General features: G+C 66.1%; 17 protein-coding genes. 5 read left to right on the forward strand and 12 right to left on the reverse strand.

Going from position 1 to position 17,765, the window contains the following annotated elements; translation table 11 throughout:
- Positions 1 to 184 precede the first annotated feature (184 nt).
- Positions 185 to 445: a putative signal transducing protein gene (locus DT603_RS14775; RefSeq protein ID WP_162350759.1), complete on the forward strand. Its 261-nt coding sequence runs from the start codon at positions 185 to 187 to the stop codon at positions 443 to 445.
- On the forward strand, positions 426 to 2,639 hold the full coding sequence (locus tag DT603_RS14780) for a sensor domain-containing diguanylate cyclase (RefSeq protein WP_162350760.1): 2,214 nt from the start codon (positions 426 to 428) through the stop codon (positions 2,637 to 2,639). Before DT603_RS14775 ends, DT603_RS14780 begins: the two co-directional genes overlap by 20 nt.
- 58 nt (positions 2,640 to 2,697) lie before the next feature.
- Here the strand turns inward: DT603_RS14780 and DT603_RS14785 are convergent, their stop codons facing one another.
- The 7 genes from DT603_RS14785 to DT603_RS14815 all read right to left on the reverse strand — a co-directional run bounded on the left by DT603_RS14785 (position 2,698) and on the right by DT603_RS14815 (position 9,327).
- Positions 2,698 to 3,333, reverse strand: coding sequence for a hypothetical protein (locus tag DT603_RS14785; RefSeq protein ID WP_162350761.1), 636 nt, complete (start codon positions 3,331 to 3,333; stop codon positions 2,698 to 2,700).
- Positions 3,330 to 4,301 (reverse strand): transaldolase, encoded by a 972-nt coding sequence (locus tag DT603_RS14790; RefSeq protein ID WP_162350816.1) that lies wholly within the window; start codon positions 4,299 to 4,301, stop codon positions 3,330 to 3,332. Before DT603_RS14790 ends, DT603_RS14785 begins: the two co-directional genes overlap by 4 nt.
- A 78-nt stretch (positions 4,302 to 4,379) precedes the next feature.
- Positions 4,380 to 4,826, reverse strand: a complete 447-nt coding sequence (gene rnk, locus DT603_RS14795) for a nucleoside diphosphate kinase regulator (RefSeq protein WP_162350762.1) — start codon at positions 4,824 to 4,826, stop codon at positions 4,380 to 4,382.
- A 114-nt stretch (positions 4,827 to 4,940) separates the two neighbouring features.
- Positions 4,941 to 5,903 (reverse strand): LysR substrate-binding domain-containing protein, encoded by a 963-nt coding sequence (locus DT603_RS14800; protein WP_162350763.1) that lies wholly within the window; start codon positions 5,901 to 5,903, stop codon positions 4,941 to 4,943.
- An 81-nt stretch (positions 5,904 to 5,984) separates the two neighbouring features.
- The gene (ahpF, locus tag DT603_RS14805) at positions 5,985 to 7,583 is read right to left on the reverse strand and encodes an alkyl hydroperoxide reductase subunit F (protein ID WP_162350764.1); all 1,599 of its coding nucleotides are present in this window, start codon (positions 7,581 to 7,583) and stop codon (positions 5,985 to 5,987) included.
- A gap of 202 nt (positions 7,584 to 7,785) precedes the next feature.
- Entirely contained in the window at positions 7,786 to 8,349 is a 564-nt protein-coding gene (gene ahpC / locus DT603_RS14810; RefSeq protein WP_162350765.1) for an alkyl hydroperoxide reductase subunit C, read from the reverse strand.
- Positions 8,350 to 8,487: 138 nt separating this feature from the next.
- Positions 8,488 to 9,327 carry an alpha/beta hydrolase gene (locus tag DT603_RS14815; RefSeq protein WP_246191875.1) on the reverse strand — a complete coding sequence of 280 codons (840 nt, stop codon included), beginning with the start codon at positions 9,325 to 9,327 and terminating at the stop codon, positions 8,488 to 8,490.
- Positions 9,328 to 9,390: 63 nt separating this feature from the next.
- Here DT603_RS14815 and prmC point away from each other — a divergent pair, with 63 nt between their 5' ends.
- Positions 9,391 to 10,227: a peptide chain release factor N(5)-glutamine methyltransferase gene (gene prmC, locus DT603_RS14820; RefSeq protein ID WP_343037772.1), complete on the forward strand. Its 837-nt coding sequence runs from the start codon at positions 9,391 to 9,393 to the stop codon at positions 10,225 to 10,227.
- Between the two features lie 205 nt (positions 10,228 to 10,432).
- Positions 10,433 to 11,374: a prolyl aminopeptidase gene (gene pip / locus DT603_RS14825; protein WP_162350768.1), complete on the forward strand. Its 942-nt coding sequence runs from the start codon at positions 10,433 to 10,435 to the stop codon at positions 11,372 to 11,374.
- Between the two features lie 37 nt (positions 11,375 to 11,411).
- On the opposite strand, the gene DT603_RS14830 is transcribed toward pip, so the two are convergent.
- From DT603_RS14830 to DT603_RS14850, 5 genes are all read right to left on the reverse strand, one after another.
- Complete coding sequence (locus DT603_RS14830) at positions 11,412 to 12,239, reverse strand: transglutaminase domain-containing protein (protein ID WP_162350769.1); 828 nt, start codon at positions 12,237 to 12,239, stop codon at positions 11,412 to 11,414.
- A gap of 110 nt (positions 12,240 to 12,349) precedes the next feature.
- Positions 12,350 to 13,129: an N-formylglutamate amidohydrolase gene (locus DT603_RS14835; RefSeq protein WP_162350770.1), complete on the reverse strand. Its 780-nt coding sequence runs from the start codon at positions 13,127 to 13,129 to the stop codon at positions 12,350 to 12,352.
- Complete coding sequence (locus DT603_RS14840) at positions 13,122 to 13,673, reverse strand: NUDIX hydrolase (RefSeq protein WP_162350771.1); 552 nt, start codon at positions 13,671 to 13,673, stop codon at positions 13,122 to 13,124. The genes DT603_RS14835 and DT603_RS14840 overlap by 8 nt, the downstream gene beginning before the upstream one ends.
- A 37-nt stretch (positions 13,674 to 13,710) precedes the next feature.
- A complete protein-coding gene (locus tag DT603_RS14845) occupies positions 13,711 to 14,634 on the reverse strand; it encodes a 5'-3' exonuclease (protein ID WP_162350772.1) in 924 nt (307 codons plus the stop codon).
- On the reverse strand, positions 14,627 to 15,199 hold the full coding sequence (locus DT603_RS14850) for a nitroreductase family protein (protein ID WP_211368471.1): 573 nt from the start codon (positions 15,197 to 15,199) through the stop codon (positions 14,627 to 14,629). The genes DT603_RS14845 and DT603_RS14850 overlap by 8 nt, the downstream gene beginning before the upstream one ends.
- 168 nt (positions 15,200 to 15,367) lie before the next feature.
- Between DT603_RS14850 and DT603_RS14855 the strand changes: the two genes are divergently transcribed.
- Complete coding sequence (locus DT603_RS14855; protein ID WP_162350774.1) at positions 15,368 to 17,617, forward strand: DUF1631 family protein; 2,250 nt, start codon at positions 15,368 to 15,370, stop codon at positions 17,615 to 17,617.
- Positions 17,618 to 17,765: the final 148 nt, after the last annotated feature.

Genomic DNA, 17,765 nt, shown 5'->3' on the forward strand with positions numbered 1-17,765 from the left:
GCCACGTGGCTTGCGTGGGCGGGCTGGGGCGTGGCGGAAGCGGGGGGTACAGCGGACATGCGTCGGGGAAGCCTGGGCAGCGGGGGCCACAGTTTAGCCGACCGCTCCGGCGGGCCGTGGCATGCCGTGGTCATCAGCCGCTGACTGCGGTTACTCTGCAATCGGTGACCAGGGGAAAGCCGCCATGCAAGTCGTGTACCGCGCCAACAACCTGATCGAGGCACATCTGGCCAAGCATGCGCTGGAGGGCAGGGACATCCCGGTCTTCCTGTTCGGGGAGTCCTTGCTGGGTGGTGCAGGCGAATTGCCCCTGTTCGGGATTCTGCGGGTCTGCGTGCCCGAGGGATACGAGGAACAGGCCGGGGCCTGTCTGCGCGAGATGGAAAGCGAACAGGCCGCGGAGCGGAACGAGCTGGGAGACCTGGATGGCCTGCCCGCCGGCTGAAGCCGCTGCGACCATGGCGCGCCACCTGCTGGCGCGGTTGCTGCCCGCCATCGCCGTGTGGCTGATGCTGGCCTGCAACGTCCATGAGGCGTTGCCAGGCAGCGTGTCCGCCACCCACGTGCCGGTGCGCATCGAGCTGCTGGATACCGATGCCCGCAGCCACGTCAGTGTCGATGGCGGCGGCGTGGTGTTGCCAACGAATGGCCGGCCTGCCCGTTTCCTGCTGCATTTCACCCTGCCGGCTTCGCGGGACGAGGATCCGTCCTGGCAGCTGCGCTTCAACCGCGTGGCGGTGGACGAGCTGCATCTGTCGAACGGGCAGTGGCGACCGGCAGCGCAGTCCTATTACCACCCGCTGCCGCAGGACGGCCTGTTTCCCATGGCCTTCCTGCAGACCCTGCCCCGCGACTGGAGCGGCGAGACCACGGTGGAGGTGCAGGCGCGTTCCACCCAGCTGGCGACCTTGCGTCCGCAGGTGGTGCGCACCCTGTACGGGCAGCAGCAGGACCAGCGTTCGCTGGCCCTTGCCGTCACCCTTTACGCCTGCATCCTGGTGCTGGCGCTGGTTGCGGTTTCGCTGCTGTTCGGCGCGCGCGAGCTGGCTTTCCTGAGCCTCCTGTCCTTCATGGCCACCTCGCTGCTGCTGATGCTGGCGATGAACGGACACGCCTACACGCTGCCTTGGCTGCGCGGGCTGTCCTCGCTGGGCGGGCGCGGCATCAACATCGCCACCCTGCTGGTGTGCGCGACCGGGATCGCCGTGGCCCGCGACTTCGCCGGCCGGCGCCCGGAAGATCCCTGGTTGCGATGGCTTCCTTCGACAGGCGCCCTGGCCATTGTGTCGGTGGCCGTGGCCTGCCTGTTCGGCTGGGTGCCAGGCCCCGAGGCCACCCAGCAGCTGGTCACCCTGTGCTGGATCGTGGCGTCCTCGCTATCGGCAGTGGCTTTTGTCAGCGCGACCTTGCGCAAGGCCTGGATGGGCTGGGCCCTGCTGGCCGCGGTCGCCATGCTCGGGGTGACCGGCACCCTGTTCGAACTGAGCGTGCGCGGCATGGGTACCGAGTTCTGGGGCCGTTTCGGATTCCAGATCGGACTGGTCTTCATAGGGCTGGTCCTGGTGTTGGCGCTGATCGGGCGCATCGCCGATTTCCGGGTCCGGCATGAGCGCGAACGCAGCGCGCGCCAGGCCAGTGAATCGCGCCTGCAGCAACAGGAAGCCTACGCCGAGCTGATCCACGACCTGCGCCAGCACCTGCCCGATGTGGCACCCAAGGACATGGAGTGGAACGCGGTGCAGATGGCGATGGCGCGGTTGTTGCCCCTGCTGAAACTCGAGTCGGTGGCGATCCTGCTCAATCGTTCCGGTTACGACCCGATCCTGATTGCCGAACCGGTCGTGCATACATCGCGCATGGCCGCTTTGACGGCGGCCAACGCCGAAACCCTGCGCGCGATCGCGCAGCGCCAGGTGGAGGTCGCTGCGCTGCCGTTGCAGCCGCCACCCTCGGCAGGCGCACCCAAAGTCAAACGCACGTATGCGGCGGTGCCGGTCGCGACCAGTGGCGGCTTGGGAGTCGCCGTGCTGGAGCGCGAGGGCACCCAACCCTTCAGTGCCGAGGAACTGGCTCTTGCCACCCGGTTCGGACTGCTGGTGCAGGAGGTGAGCGCCGAGGCCCGCGCCAACCACAGCCTGCGCCGTGCCGCCGAACTGGACGTGCTGACCGGCATCCTCAATCGCAGCGCGATCGATGGCGTGCTGGTCCACCACTTCGCCGAAGCCGAGCGCACCGGACAACCCTTGTCGATCCTGTTCGTGGACATGGATCACTTCAAGTCGGTCAACGATACCTACGGCCACGCCTGCGGCGATCACTGCCTGCAGGAACTGGCGGCAGTACTGCAGGGCGTGCTGGGCCCCGGCGATGCATTGGGCCGCTATGGCGGCGAGGAGTTCATGCTGGTGTTGCCCGGCCAGGGCCTCGAGACTGCGCGGCACGTCGCCGAGCGCCTGCGGGCCCAGGTCGAACTGGCCAGCGTGCTATGGCAGGGAAATCCGGTAGCGCTGACCGTCAGCGTTGGCGTCGCCGAACGCCGGCTGCATGAGCACGAACCTGCACAAGCCCTGGGCCGCGCCGACCGCGCCCTGTATGCGGCCAAGCACGGCGGACGCAACAAGGTGCTGCTGGGCGACTGAGGCCATGGGCCTGTCTTCAGGCCCTATGGTTCGGACCGGCGCGCCACCGCAGCCTGGCTCAGAGGCGGGTGATCGAACAGACGTAAACCACTTCGCAGGCACCGCCGCCACTGTCGGTGCGGCTGGTCGAACTGCGCCACCGCCATCCATCGGTTGCCCTTGCTTCCACCAGCCAGCCATCGATGCGCAGGTGGTCGTCCCTGGCCGTGGCCGCCAGCAGTCCGGCCACGCCAGGGTTGGCCGGGATCATGTGCATGTTGGCGCTGCTGCTGGCGATTTCCTGCGCGGGCAACGGCGGCTGGTCCCACTGGTAGTGGTACCAGCGCGAGGACTGGCTGATGCGCAGTTGCGACAACACCGCATCCTCGCGCATGCGCTGCCAGCCCAGCGCCAGGTCGGTCGGCGACAGCGCGGCTTCGCGGCCCAGGCGGTAGTCCTCGCGCGACAGCACCCGCGCCTCGATGCTGAAACCGGCCAGCGGCTGCAGCGTGGTGTCTCCCAGCACGAACGGCTGCAGTGAAGCGGGCACCTCGGTCTGCAGGGGCGGAGCGTCGCTCGCCACCCGGGGCGGCAACGGACACGCGGCCAACATCGCGCCGGCGGCGGCCGGCGCGGGCGAATCACGCAATGAGGAAAAAGCCCAGGCCGACGCCGCCAGGCCGGCGCAGGCCAGCAGTGCGGTGCTCAGCTTCACGCGGCGGCGGAAAGGCGTCCGGCCAGGGTCTGGCGCAATGCGGCCAGGTCGCCGGCGAACGCGTCGACGCCCTCGCGCAGCTTGTCGGTGGCCATGGCATCGGCCGCCATGTCACGGGCGAAGCGCGGCGCGTCGATCGGCGCATGGGTCGCGGCTTCGGCGCTGACGGGGAAAAGCCGGCGCGGCAGCTCGCCGGTTTCAGATTCCAGCTTCTCCAGCAGGTCCGGCGAGATGGTCAGGCGGTCGCAACCGGCCAGCGCCTCGATCTGCGCGGTGGAGCGGAACGACGCGCCCATCACCACGGTCGACGAGCCCCGGCGCTTGAATTCCTCGTACACGCCACGCACGAACACCACGCCCGGGTCGGCATCGATACTGGACGGCACCTCGCCACGCGCCACATGCCAGTCGAGGATGCGGCCCACGAACGGGGAGATCAGGAAGGCCCCGGCTTCCGAACAGGCCAGCGCCTGGGTGCGGTTGAAGATCAGGGTCAGGTTGCAGTCGATGCCGTCGCGCTGCAGCTGGCGCGCTGCCTCCACGCCTTCCCAGGTGGAGGCGATCTTGATCAGCACGCGCTCGCGGCCGATGCCCAGGGCGGCGTACATGTCGATGAATTTGTGCGCCTTGCGCACCGTCGCCGCGGTGTCGAAGGCCAGGTCGGCATCGACTTCGGTCGATACCCGGCCCGGCACCAGCCCGGCCAGCGCGGCGCCCACGGCAATGGTCAGCCTGTCCACCACTTCCTCCACCCGCGCGGCCGGGTCGCCGGCCTGGCTGCGTGCCCACGCCAGCTCCCTTTCGATGGCCTCCGCATACACCGGCAGGTCGAGCGCCTTGCGCACCAGGGTCGGGTTGGTCGTGCAATCGACCGGACGCAGGCGCTTGACCGCATCAAAGTCGCCGGTATCGGCGACCACCACCGACATGTCGCGGAGTTGCTGGAGTCTGGAAGCGCTTGCGGGCATTGCAGTCATGGGGTTTCCGTAGTCAGGTCGTGGTGGATTGCAGGAGGTGGCCGGCGCCGCTGTGCAGGGCTTCGGCAGTCAACGGTTGAAATCGGAGTTGGCTTCGGGCTGGTAGTGGACGGCGGTAACCCGCAGCCGCAACTTGCGGCCATCCGGTGCCGACCAGTCGATGATCTGTCCGGGGGAAAGCCCCAGCAGGGCGCTGCCGACGGGTGCCAGGATCGAGATGCGTCCGGTGTCGACACTTGCTTCGTTCGGATACACCAGGGTCAGTGTGTGGCGCTCGCCGCTGAGCTCTTCTTCGAACTCGACGCGGGAGTTCATGGTGACCACCGTGCCGGGCATCTGCTCGGGCGCCAGTACCTGCGCGCGGCTGAGTTCCTGCATCAGGGCGATGGCTGCGGGGTGGCGGCGCAAGGCCGGTGAATCCAGCAGGCTTTCGAGGCGATTGAAATCGCGGCTTGAAACGATGATGGGCGGGGCAAGGCTCGACGGCGGCAGGCCGCTGGTGGAGTTGGCAGTCACGGGAATGTCCTGTAATGGAAGTGGTGGGGCCGGAAAGGAAAACGGACGCCGCGTTGCCGTGGCGTCCGTCGATTCAGTTTGCAGGGCCAACCCTAGCCCGGAAGCGGCATGGGTTCAAGCCTGCAGGGGCAACGGCCTGTCCCCTTTCCGGAGCCGGGACTCGACCTGGGCCGGGTTCGGCTGGAAAAGCGCCGCCGGCAGCTCGGAGAAAACCCGTGAAAATTCGAGCAGGAAGTCGGCCATGGCCGAACTGCGGCGCCATAACATCGCAATCTGGCGGCTGGGATGGGAATCGCTGAAGCCAAGCAGATGTATGTTCTGGGAGCGTGCCACCGGGGGTTTCACCGCCAGCATCGGCAACAGGGTCATGCCGACATTGGCCGCCACCATCTGCCGCAGTGTCTCCAGGCTGGTGGCGCGGAATTCGGACTTTTCGTTCGCACCCGACAGCCGGCACACCTCCAGGGCCTGTTCGCGCAGGCAGTGGCCGTCTTCCAGCAGCAGCAGTTTCTGGTCGGACAATTCGCCCAGGCTCAGCGAATCGCGTTGCGCCAGCGGATGGTTTTCCGGAACCGCCAGCAGGAACGGCTCCTCGAACAGGAACTGGCTGTGCAACTGGTCGTCATGCACGGGCAGCGCAAGCAGCACGGCGTCCAGCTTGCCCTCGTGCAGCCGCGACAGCAGGACGTCGCTCTTTTCCTCCACCAGCAGGAGTTCCAGGTTGGGAAAGCGTTCGCGTATGCGCGGGATCACGTGCGGCAGCAGGTAGGGGCCCAGGGTCGGAAAAATACCCAGCCTGACCGTGCCTGCTTCCGGATCCTGGCTGCGTCGCGCGCCTTCCTTCATCTGCTCGACTTCGGACACGATGCGTCGCGCGCGTTCGGCGGCATCGCGACCGGCGGGGGTCAGCATGACCTTGCGCGGCGCGCGCTCGACCAGCGAAACCCCCAGCTCTTCCTCCAGCTTCCTGATCTGCGTGGACAGGGTCGGCTGGCTGACGAAGCATGCCGCTGCCGCACGGCCGAAATGCCTGTGGTCGGCCAGTGCGAGCAGGTACTTGAGGTCGCGCAGGTTCATGGCCGGAGGATACTTCCAAATGCAACACGGGAAAAAAAAGCCCACTGGATGCCAGTGGGCTGGACCGCAAATCAAATGTCCTTACGCGGCCTCGGCTTCGGTTTCCTCAAGCTCGGCATCCGCGGCGGGAGCCGAGCTGCGGATCAGGTGGTCGAAGGCGCTGAGCGCCGCCTTGGAACCTTCGCCCATGGCGATGATGATCTGCTTGTACGGAACCGTGGTGACGTCTCCGGCCGCGAACACGCCGGGCAGGGAGGTCTGGCCGCGCTCGTCGACGATGATCTCGCCACGCGGCGACAGCGCCACCGTGCCTTTCAGCCATTCGGTATTGGGCAGCAGCCCGATCTGCACGAAGATGCCTTCAAGCGCCAGCGTGTGCCTGTCGTTGCTGCCGCGGTCCTCGTAGACCAGGCCGTTGACCTTGTTCCCGTCGCCAGTGACTTCGGTGGTCATGGCCGAAGTGATGACGGTGACGTTGGCCAGGCTGTGCAGCTTGCGCTGCAGCACCGCGTCGGCGCGCAGCTGGTGGTCGAACTCGATCAGGGTCACGTGGCTGACGATGCCGGCCAGGTCGATGGCCGCTTCCACGCCCGAATTGCCGCCACCGATCACCGCCACGCGCTTGCCCTTGAACAGCGGGCCATCGCAGTGCGGGCAGTAAGCCACGCCCTTGTTGCGGTATTGATCCTCGCCGGGCACGTTCATCTGCCGCCAGCGCGCGCCGGTGGACAGGATCACCGTCCTGCTTTTCAGCGAAGCGCCATTGGCCAGCTCGATCTGGATCATGCCGTCGGCGGCGCTCAGCTTCTCGGCGCGCTGCAGGTTCATGACATCGACCTCGTACTGGCGCACGTGCTGTTCCAGCTGCGCGACCAGCCTCGGGCCTTCGGTCTCGGACACCGAAATGAAATTCTCGATCGCCATGGTGTCCAGCACCTGGCCCCCGAAACGTTCGGCGACGACGCCGGTGCGGATACCCTTGCGCGCTGCATAGATCGCGGCCGACGCGCCGGCCGGGCCGCCGCCCACGATCAGCACTTCGTAGGGGGCCTTCCCTGCCAGCTTCTTCGCATCACGCTGGGCCGCGCCGGTATCGAGCTTGGCGACGATCTCCTCCACGCCCATGCGGCCCTGGCCGAACACTTCGCCGTTGAGGTAGATGGTGGGCACCGACATCACCTGGCGGGCTTCGACTTCTTCCGGGAACAGCGCGCCATCAATCGCCACGTGCTGGACGCGGGGATTAAGCACCGCCATCAGGTTCAGGGCCTGGACCACGTCCGGGCAGTTCTGGCAGCTGAGCGAGAAATAGGTTTCGAAGCGGTAGTCGCCGTCCAGCTCCCTGATCTGTTCGATCACATCCTGGGCGGTCTTGGACGGGTGCCCACCAACCTGCAGCAGCGCCAGCACCAGTGAGGTGAATTCATGGCCCATCGGCAGGCCGGCGAAGCGCAGGCTGATGTCCTGGCCCGGGCTGGTCAGCGCAAACGACGGCGTATGCGCGTCGGCATCGCGGCCCTGCACCAGGCTGATCTTGTCGGAGAGCAGCACCAGTTCGCCCAGCAGCTCTTCCATTTCGCGCGACTTGGCGCTGTCGTCCAGCGAGGCCACGATTTCGATCGGGCGCACGACCTTTTCCAGGTAGGCCTTCAGCTGGGTCTTGAGGGTTTCATCGAGCATGGCTTTGACTCCGGGCAAGGCGGAAGAAGGGTAAAGAGGCTTGCAGAAGCGGCCTGGAACCAGGAATGCGCTGGGGGGAGGGGAGCCGGCGCGGTTTTTCCGTTGGGACCAGGCCGCTATTGCAAGCGTCCATGGGGAAAAAGTGGAGACTCAATGGAAGTCCGGGCGGCTGGCGCCCGGACTCCAGTGCAATGCAGCGGTCTTAGATCTTGCCGACCAGGTCCAGCGACGGAGCCAGGGTCTTTTCGCCTTCCTTCCACTTCGCCGGGCAGACTTCACCCGGGTGGCTGGCGACGTAGCGGGCGGCCTTGAGCTTGCGCAGGGTCTCGCTGATGTCGCGGGCAATGGCGTTGTCGTGGATTTCGGCCGTCTTGATCACGCCCTCGGGATTGATGATGAAAGTGCCGCGCAGGGCCAGGCCTTCCTCTTCGATATGCACGCCGAACGCCTTGGTCAGCTGGTGGGTCGGGTCACCGACCAGCGGGAACTGGGCCTTGCCGACCGCCGGGGAGGTCTCGTGCCAGACCTTGTGCGAGAAGTGGGTGTCGGTGGTGACGATGTAGACCTCGGCGCCGGCCTTCTGGAACTCGGCGTAGTTGGTGGCGGCGTCTTCGACTTCGGTGGGGCAGTTGAAGGTGAAGGCGGCCGGCATGAAGATGATCACCGACCAGTTGCCCTTGAGGTCTGCGTCGGAAACGGTGATGAACTTGCCGTTGTGGAAGGCGTTGGCGGTGAAGGGCTGTACGTGGGTGTTGATCAGGGACATGGAGATCCTTAGGTTGGGTTATTGATGCGACGCAGCAATGTTAAAGCTGGCCGATTGATATAGCTAATCGATTGATGGCATTGCAATGATAGCTTATGACTATCATATGGGTGGATCGACCCCTTTCCCGGTGCGCGGCTATTCCCCCAAAAAGTCCTTCATCGCCTGCATTGCCGCGGGGTTGCGTTGCGGCGCGTAGAAGGCCTGAAGTGGAGCGATATGGCCGCCCTGGATCCAGACGAGTTCTGCTTCCCCGCCCATTGCGCGCAGCTTGTTCGTCAGTTCCTGGCTGTCTTTGGCTTCCACTGTCGTGTCGCTGGCCCCGTGGATGAGCAGGAACGGGGGCTCGTCGCCCCCTACGAAATTGACCGCCTGCGCGCGCGGCCATTGCTCCCGTGGCCCGAACACCTCCTCGTAGCCGCCGGTGATGGCGAAATCGTAGGGGCCTGACAGGCCGATGACGCCGGCCAGGTCGCGTGGTTTCATGGCGTGCGCGGCCAGGTAGCGGCGGTCCGTGCCTATCAACGCGGCGATCTGGGCGCCTGCCGAATGCCCCGCCACGAACAGGCGCTTCGGGTCGCCGCCATAGTCGGTGGCATGATCGCGGCTCCAGGCCACCGCCCGGGCGCCGTCCTCGACGAAACCGGGGAAGGTAGTGCGTGGCCAGGTACGGTAGTCGGCCACGATGGCCAGCACGCCTTGTTGCGCAAGCCGCTGGCCGACGAACCTGTAGTCCTCGCGCTTGCCGCTCTTCCAGTTGCCTCCATAAAAAAACAACACGACCGCGGTTGGAACGGTCGTGCGGGCCGCCGGCCGGTAGATGTCCAGCGCCAGGCCATGCCGGGTGTCGTAGACCATGCTGGCGCTGGCGGCTGCAATGCCGCGGTTGGCGACGCTGAAGGCAACGCTCTGGCAGGCTGCGATCAACAGCGCGACGCTGGCGGCGACCAGGCCGCGCAGGGGAAAGGAGGGAGTCATGGAGTCAGGGCCTGTGGGAGGAATGGGCAAGTGGTCGTGGCCCGCTGCGGCTACGATGGCGTCGTGAATACGAATCAACCGGTGTCCCTGGATGCAGCCCTGCGTAGTGCGTGTGAACGCATCGACGCGGTGGACGCACGCCTGTTGCTTGCACACGCGGTCGGCCGCACGCCTTCGTGGCTGTACGCGCATGGCGGCGAACACATGGAGCAGGAGGCCATATGGCGTTTCGATCAACTGCTGCAGGCGCGGCTCGACGGACAGCCCGTCGCTTATCTCACGGGTAAGCGCGGTTTCTGGACGCTGGATCTGGAGGTCAACGCCGACACGCTGATCCCGCGCCCCGAAACCGAGTTGCTGGTCGAACTCGCACTGGCCCGGCTGCCACCTGCACGCGCCGTGCGGGTGGCCGACCTTGGTACGGGTAGTGGCGCGATCGCGCTGGCCATCGCCAGCGAACGTCCGCGGGCAATAGTGACTGCGACCGACGCCAGTGCAGGCGCACTCGAAGTGGCCAGGCGCAATGCATCAGCCAACGGCCTGGCAAACGTGGAATTCAGGCACGGCAGCTGGTTTGCCCCGCTGGCGGGCAAGCGCTTCGACCTGATAGCGAGTAATCCTCCCTACATCGCCGAAGGGGACCCGCACCTGCAGCAGGGTGACCTGCGTTTCGAGCCTGCAACCGCGCTTTCGTCAGGCAACGACGGGCTGGACGACATACGCCGAATAGTGAACCAGGCGGGCGTACACCTGGTGTCCGGCGGATGGTTGCTGCTGGAACATGGACTGGAGCAGGGCGCACCGATTCGCACGCTGCTGGAAACGGCAGGGTTTGCTGACGTCGATACGGTGCAGGACCTGGAACTGCGTGACCGCGTGACCTGTGGACGATGGGCCTGACTTGGCGCTGGTCAGCGCACGGCCCTCATTGCCTGCAGGCTCTCCAGGCGAGGGCAGGAATCCGGTCTGATTCCAGGCTCTGACGGTCTGAACCCTGTTCGGGTCATCGCGAGGCAGTTCCCGTAGTTGCCACATGAGGGCTTGCGTTGCGCCGGGGCAATACAGCCCGCGTTAGACTCCAAGGCCCAGACCTGAGGCCGCATCCATGCGCCAGCTCTATCCGGACATTGAACCTTTCGACACCGGCACCCTCAAGGTCGACGGCCGCCATACCCTGTACTACGAGCAGTGCGGCAACCCCGCGGGAAAGCCCGTCGTGTTGCTGCATGGAGGCCCTGGCGCCGGTTGCAGCCCGAAGATGCGCCGCTTCCACGATCCGGCCAAATACCGCATCGTCCTGTTCGACCAGCGCGGTTCCGGCCGCTCCACCCCCCACGCCGACCTGGTGGACAACAGCACCTGGCACCTGGTCGCGGACATCGAGCAGTTGCGCGAAAAACTCGGTATCGACGAGTGGCAGGTCTTCGGCGGCAGCTGGGGTTCGACGCTGGCGTTGGCTTACGCGCAGAAGCATCCGGGCCGGGTCAGCGAACTGGTGCTGCGGGGCATCTTCATGCTGCGGCGCTGGGAGCTGGAGTGGTTCTACCAGGAAGGCTGTTCGCGACTGTTCCCGGATGCCTGGGAACATTTCCTGGCGCCGATCCCGCTGGTCGAGCGCCACGACCTGATTTCCGCCTTCCATCGCCGCCTGACCAGTGGCGATGAAGCCACCCGGCTGGCCGCTGCGCGGGCGTGGAGCGTGTGGGAAGGTGCAACCAGCTTCCTGCGCGTCGACCACGATTTCATCAGTGGCCATGAAGACCCGGCCTTCGCATTGGCCTTTGCGCGCATCGAGAACCATTACTTCGTCAATGGCGGCTTCTTCGAGATCGAAGACCAGCTGCTGCGCGATGCCCACCTCATCGCCGACATACCGGGCGTGATCGTGCACGGCCGCTACGACGTGGTCTGCCCGATGGCCAATGCCTGGGACCTGCACAAGGCCTGGCCGAAGGCCGAACTGGTGGTCTCCCCGGTCTCCGGGCACTCGGCATTCGAGGCCGAACACGTGGATGCACTGGTCAGCGCCACCGACAGGTTCGCCTGATGCGGCTCCCTTCTCCCCTAGGGAGAAGGAATGCAGCTCACCGCGGAATCAGGGCTTCCACGAAAGTCTCGTCCGACCACACTTCGAACTTCTCCAGCGTGTTCGGACCAAAGGTGTTGCTGATGGCCACGTCCGCGGCATCGCGCCCACGCGCGATGAGCACGCGACCGATGCGCGGGAAGTTGTGGCGCGCATCGAAGGTGTACCACTGGCCGTCCAGGTAGGCCTCGAACCAGGCCGAGAAATCCATGGGTGAATCGCTGGGCGGCACGCCGAAGTCGCCGATGTAGCCGGTGCAGTAACGCGCGGGGATGTTCATGCAACGGCACAAGGCGACGGCCGAATGGGCGAAGTCGCGGCAGACGCCGCGCCCCTGTTCCAGTGCCAAGGCCGCGCCCTTGGTGGCGTCGGCGAATTCGTAGCCGAACTGGATGCGGCCATGGACGTAGTCGCAGATGGCCTGCACGCGGGCCCAGCCGGTCGGGGTGGCGCCGAACAGGTCCCAGGCCTTCTCCACCAGCTTGTCGGTTTCGCAATAGCGGCTGCCCAGCAGGTAGACCAGGGTTGCTTCGGGAAGCTGGTAGACGGGAATCTGTTTGGCGGCGGGCACCACGGCATCGGTCCAGCCGGTATCGCGGAGCACCACGTCGGATGAAACGGTGAAGGCACCGGCCGGCGAAACCAGCCGGGTGCAGACATTGCCGAAACCATCGTGGTACTGCTGCAGCGGAACCGGCGGCGAGGTTTGCAGTTCCTTGCCGATGGCGATGTCCGCGCGCCGGGAATCGTGCACGTTCAAGGTCAGCAGCATCGGCGTGGGTTCCGGGAAGCTGTGGGTGATCTCGAAACCAAGGCGTATCAGCACGTGTTGCTCCTGCGCAGGAAGCCGCCAGCCGCGGCGCACCGTTCCGGTGCGTCCGGACGATGCGGTGGGTACTGGAAGCGTGGGGTTGCGACTGTTGTAGCAGATGAAGATCAGGGGCGCGTCAAATCCGCCAGTAATGGTGGCAGGAGGCGGGCCAGTCGCTCGGCCCATTGCTGCTGGCCCGCGGCATCGGCAATCAGGTCCTGGCGGATTTCCAGCTCCACGTGCAGCAGGCCGCGCTGCTCGCCATGGACCGGGATGGCATAGTCGCTGTGGTCGCTGACCGCATAGGGTTCGTTGTCGCCGACTTCCAGTCCGGGCTCGGCGCGCAATGCCGCCAGCAGCGCATGTGCCAGGCGCGCATCGCGGTGGTACAGGATGCCGGCATGCCAGGGACGCTCGAACGCGGAGAAGACCGGCGTGAAGCTGTGCATCGAGACCAGCACCGGTGATGGCGAGCGAATGCTGCGGCGGTCCAGTTCCTCGGTGATGCGCCCATGGTAGGGCGCGAAGATTTCCAGCGCGCGTGCTGTCCGCGCCTCGTCATCCAATCCCTGGTTGCCCGGTACCTCGGTGCCGTCGCTGACCGTGACGATCGAGCCGGCGGCCTGCAGCGGCCGGTTGCAGTCGATCACGAGTCGCGAATAGGTCTGCAATATGGCGAAGGCATCGAGCAGGCCGGCGAGTCGTTCGGTGACTCCGGCGATGCCGATATCCCAGCCGATATGGCGGTCCAGTTCCGCCGGTGTCAGTCCCAGGTCGCCGAGGTGGGCCGGAATCCGTTGGCCGGCATGGTCGGCGATCAGCACGAAAGGCGAGTTGCCATTGGGGTTGTGGACGGTGAAGGGTGGCGGGTCGTCCACGCCCAGCAGCACCAGCGCATCAGCCACGCGGGGTGCCGTCCAGCTGGTGGTCGATCATCCACAGCCCGGCCCACAGCTTGGCGTCCAGCTCGTAGCCTTCGGCCATTTTCTGCACCAGCCAGGCGGCCGCCTGCGTCCGCGGGATTTCATGCACGGTGATGTTTTCATCGGCATCGCCGCCGCCTGCGCCTACCCGGCTCAAACCCGTGGCGCGGACGAAGGCGACTTTCTCGCTGGCCATGCCGGAGGAAGTGGGGCCGATCATCAGCACTTCGGCGTGGCTGGCGGTCCAGCCCGCTTCCTCCTCGAGCTCGCGGATGGCCGAGAGCTCGATGGATTCGGCCGCGTGGATGTCGCCCACCAGGCCTGCCGGCATTTCAATGGTGGAAGCCTGCAGCGGCACCCGGAACTGTTCGACGAAGACCACCTTGTCCTCCGGCGTCACCGCGATGATGATCGCGGCCATTCCGCTGGCGTGGGTGCGTTCCACGTACTCCCAGGAACCGCGCTCGACCATGCGCAGGTAGCGGCCTTCGTAGACGGTCGTGGGTACTGCGGTCTTGTTCTTCATGGGTCCATGCTAGTCGAGTAACGCAAGCCGTATGCTCCTAGCCAGGCAGGCCGGCGGCTTCGCGCAGGCGTCGGCGGGTCATGGGGCCGAAGCGAAGCGAGTCGGACAGCGCTTCAAGCATGCCGGCATCGACGCCGGCGCGGACGAAATCGGGTTCGGCGCCGTCGACCGGCGCATCCAGCGCAATGGTGGCAAGCTGCCGCCACAGCAGCGCATGTTCGCGCTGCTCGCGAAGGCGCACCGCCATCTGCGCGGCGCCGCGCATGCGCAGGAAGCCCACCTCATCGATGCGCGTCAGCAGGATGTCTAGGCTTCCGAAATGCGCCAGCAGGATCGCCGCCGACTTGGCGCCGATGCCAGTGACGCCCGGGATATTGTCGACCGCATCGCCGGTCAGGGCCAGGTAGTCGGCGATCTGCGCCGCCTCCACGCCGTGCCGCGCCTTGACTCCCGCCATGCCCCAGCGCTGGCCGCGGGCGAAGTCCCATTGTTCGTCATGCTCCATCAGCAGTTGCGACATGTCCTTGTCGGCCGACACGATCATCCCGCGGAAACCACGTGGGCGTGCGTGGTGAAGCGCGCTGCCGATCAGGTCGTCGGCCTCGTATTCGGAATGCGCCAGTACGTTTAACCCCAGTGCCGCACACAGCGCCTTGCAATGGGTGAACTGGCGCTTGAGTTCCTCCGGCGCCGGGTCGCGATTGGCCTTGTAGGCCGGGTAAAGCCGGTTGCGGAAACAGCTGTCCAGAGCCTCGTCGAAGGCGATGGTGATGTGCCGCGGTCGCTCCTGTTCCAGCAGTTCCAGCACGAATCGGGCGAAACCGTGCACTGCATTGGTCGGCCAGCCATCGGCGTCGTGGAACTGGTCGGGCATGGAATGCCAGGCACGGAACACGTAAAGACTGGCATCCACCAGGTACAGCGCTGGCCTGGGCATTGCCGGCGTCACGGCTTCAGGCATGCGCGTGCCAGTCCTGCAACAGCGCGGCGGCATCGGGGCGGTCGCGTTCCGGAACCTCCAGCTTCGGCGTGCCGATATGGATGAACCCCGCCACCTTCTCGTTGGCCTGCAGCCCCAGGGTCGCCGCGATCACCTCGTCGTAGGCGGCCCATCCGGTCAGCCATTGCGCGCCGAAGCCCAGGGCCTGGGCCGACTGCAGCAATGCGAAGCACACGCAACCGGCGGTGAGCAGCTGTTCCTGCTCAGGAACCTTGTGTCCAGGAGCAAGCCGCGCCACGACCGCGATGACCAGGGGCGCATGGGAAAACCGGGCGCGATCCTTTTCTACGCTCGCCGGAGCGGCATCCGGATCGCGTTGCAGCGTGCGCGCGGCCAGCGCGGCGCCCAGCGCGTGGCGGTCATCCCCCTGGATACGCAGGAAACGGAACGGCACCAGCTTGCCGTGGTCGGGCACGCGCACGGCGGCTTGCAGCATGAGCTGGAGTGCGTCGTCATCAGGTCCTGGCGCGGTCAGTTGCTTGGAGGGCACCGAGCGGCGGGATTGCAGGACATCAAGAAGTGGCATTGCGTCGGGTAGCGGCTTGGTGCTCATCAGTCTCACTTGGTCGGAGGCCATCACGCCGCGGTTGTGACCGGCGGCGAATTACGTCAGGCTCCCCGGAGTCACAAAGTCTTAGCGGTCGTCTGCCTAGTGTAGCCGCCGGTCCCCCCTTGCCGAGGTCCCCGTACTTACATGCAGCAGGCACCGCCGACACTCGCCGTCGCCAACCCGCGCCTGCTGGGATTGATGAGGGAAACGGTGTTGCCGCCACTGCTGGACGCATTCACGGACGTTGTGGACGGCCTGCGCGAGCCGTTGCTGGAGCAAGGCGCGCGCCTGGGTATCGACCCGGCGCCACTGATCGATGGCCTGTATGTCATGCGCCAGCAACGCGAAGCCGTGCTGGGCGCATTCCGCACGCACCTGTTTCGCGCCTGGCAGGCCCTGGAGTCGGGCGCGCCGCTGACCTCGCGGCTGTCCTTTGATGGCCGGGCCACCAACCTGGACCTGGTGGAACACGATGAGCTGGAGGTGCAGCTGGCTGTCCACCATCTGGCGGACGCGCTGACCCGGGAATGGCAGTCGCAGCTGCTGTCGCTCAACAGTTACCTCACCTGGATAGATCCCGGCCTGCGCATGGATGCCGACAGCAATCCGTTCTCGCCGGCGCAGATCGCAATGGGGGTTTACGAAGGTTTCAGCGCCGTGTCCCTGCCCGGTGTCATGCGGGTCAATGCGGTGGAGTGCTGCGAGCGCGTGCTGATCGAGTTGGTCGGGCCGATCTACGAAACGGTGTATGCCATCCTGGCGCGGGAATTCGGCGTTCCGGAAAAGGGATCCGGCCAGGCCAGGATCGCCCATATCCCATCCACCGGCGCCGAGTCGGCCGAGCCGGAACCCGACTGGCTGACCCGTTTCTTCGGCGAGTGGGAGGTTGGTGAGCCAGGTCAGGCCGCCGCAGCCGCCCGGTCACCCACTGCCGCCACGCCCGATGACAGTACCCTGCCGCCCGCCCTGCACAGGCTGTTGGAGGATTCGCGTGCGGCGCGCGAAGAGGTGCAAGGTCGCGACCCGGGAATGTCCGGGCCCCGCAACACGCTGTCGCAGCGGGAACTGGTGTCCATCCTGACCCTGCTGCAGATTGCCCCTGATGAATCCATCGCCGCCATGGTCCGGCCGCCGGGCGCCTTGCTGCCCCGGTTCAAGAAGCAGATGTTCGCCACTGCGGCCCTGCTGGGCGTGGAGGCCAGGGCGGTGAAGCTGTCGGCGGCCGATGAGAACATCGTCGATCTGATCGGCATGCTGTTCCAGGTGATGTTCGACGAATGCGACCTGAGCCCCGCCCAGCGCGAGGTGCTTGGCAAGCTCATCGCACCCATGACCAAGGTCGCCCTGCAGGACCGGCAGTTGTTCCTGCAGGCCACGCATCCGGCGCGCCGCCTGCTCAACGTGCTGGCCGAAGCCTGCGAAGGCAACCACGGCCAATCAGGCGAAGAGCGTGAGCTGCTGGAAAAGGTGGAGGCCACGGTAGGCAGGCTGGCGCTGGAATTCGATGAAAGCCAGTCGGTGTTCCGCGCGTTGCGTGGCGACTTCAACCTCTATTACGGCGAGTACCGCCGGCGCGCGGATATCGCCGAGCGTGAACTGGCCGAACGTCAGCGCCTGGACGAGGCACTGGAGAAAGCCCGCAACTGGGCCCGTGCGGCCTTGCAGTCCAGGCTGGAGGCCCGGGTCATTCCCGCGCCCGTGCGTGAGTTGTTGCAGGCGCGCTGGGCGGCGCACGCCGCGGCGCTGGAAGCCGGTGGCAAGGGCCACGCGGCGTTGATGCAGATCGACGGGTTGCTGCAGGCACTGGAGTCCGCGCAGAAGGAAGGACCCGCTGCGCGCTGGGATTCGGTGGTCGACTGGCTGCAGCCGGTGTGGCTGTCTTCGGGCAAGTCGAGGACGGAAATCGCAGCCGCCCGGACGGCAATGATGGAAGCCTTGCATCAGGGCGCGATGGGTCACCCAACGGCAATGCCCGAAGTGCCTGGCGACGTGGTCCCGGAAACGGCGCTGCCGTCCGTGCCGGAAACACATGCTTCGCCTTTAGTGTCCGTCAGCCCCCTGAGCCGGGAAGAGCTGGAGGCGGGCATCGAATACGACAATGTCACCGCCGAGTACTTCAGCAACCTGCCGGTGGGCACCTGGCTTGATTTCGTCGGCCGCGACAACCGCGTGCAGGCAGGCAAGCTGTCCTGGATCAGTCCCATCTCCTCCCGCCTGTTGTTCGTCACCCGCTCGGGAGCGCGTATCGCGGTCGCCTCGGCTCAGGAGCTGGCGATCATGGTCAAGCTGGACCGCCTGCGCCTGCATCGCCCCGATGACGCATTCCATAGCGCCATGCAAGGCGTGATCGATCGGCTTGGGCCGGTCGCAGCGGGCCAGTCCGTAGCTGCGTGAGGCAATGCACCCGCGCCCGGCATGGTGCGCGGCATCAAACTGGCTAACGGGTCACGGTTGTTAAGGGCTCGCATTCACTAAGCTGTCCAAGCGGAATCCTGCCCGCACTTGCCCCCCCGTTTTTCTTTCGCCTGCCAGGGCGGGAACC

This window comes from Pseudoxanthomonas gei, assembly GCF_010119615.1.
Taxonomy (GTDB): domain Bacteria; phylum Pseudomonadota; class Gammaproteobacteria; order Xanthomonadales; family Xanthomonadaceae; genus Pseudoxanthomonas_A; species Pseudoxanthomonas_A gei.

What these genes read in the sequence shown, in the direction of transcription:
- DT603_RS14775 (WP_162350759.1), top strand. Translation starts at nt 185, where the DNA reads ATGCAAGTCGTGTACCGCGCCAACAACCTGATCGAGGCACATCTGGCC.
- DT603_RS14780 (WP_162350760.1), top strand. Translation starts at nt 426, where the DNA reads ATGGCCTGCCCGCCGGCTGAAGCCGCTGCGACCATGGCGCGCCACCTG.
- DT603_RS14790 (WP_162350816.1), bottom strand. Translation starts at nt 4,301, where the DNA reads ATGCCCGCAAGCGCTTCCAGACTCCAGCAACTCCGCGACATGTCGGTG.
- DT603_RS14800 (WP_162350763.1), bottom strand. Translation starts at nt 5,903, where the DNA reads ATGAACCTGCGCGACCTCAAGTACCTGCTCGCACTGGCCGACCACAGG.
- ahpF (WP_162350764.1), bottom strand. Translation starts at nt 7,583, where the DNA reads ATGCTCGATGAAACCCTCAAGACCCAGCTGAAGGCCTACCTGGAAAAG.
- ahpC (WP_162350765.1), bottom strand. Translation starts at nt 8,349, where the DNA reads ATGTCCCTGATCAACACCCACGTACAGCCCTTCACCGCCAACGCCTTC.
- DT603_RS14815 (WP_246191875.1), bottom strand. Translation starts at nt 9,327, where the DNA reads ATGACTCCCTCCTTTCCCCTGCGCGGCCTGGTCGCCGCCAGCGTCGCG.
- pip (WP_162350768.1), top strand. Translation starts at nt 10,433, where the DNA reads ATGCGCCAGCTCTATCCGGACATTGAACCTTTCGACACCGGCACCCTC.
- DT603_RS14840 (WP_162350771.1), bottom strand. Translation starts at nt 13,673, where the DNA reads ATGAAGAACAAGACCGCAGTACCCACGACCGTCTACGAAGGCCGCTAC.
- DT603_RS14845 (WP_162350772.1), bottom strand. Translation starts at nt 14,634, where the DNA reads ATGCCTGAAGCCGTGACGCCGGCAATGCCCAGGCCAGCGCTGTACCTG.
- DT603_RS14850 (WP_211368471.1), bottom strand. Translation starts at nt 15,199, where the DNA reads ATGCCACTTCTTGATGTCCTGCAATCCCGCCGCTCGGTGCCCTCCAAG.
- DT603_RS14855 (WP_162350774.1), top strand. Translation starts at nt 15,368, where the DNA reads ATGCAGCAGGCACCGCCGACACTCGCCGTCGCCAACCCGCGCCTGCTG.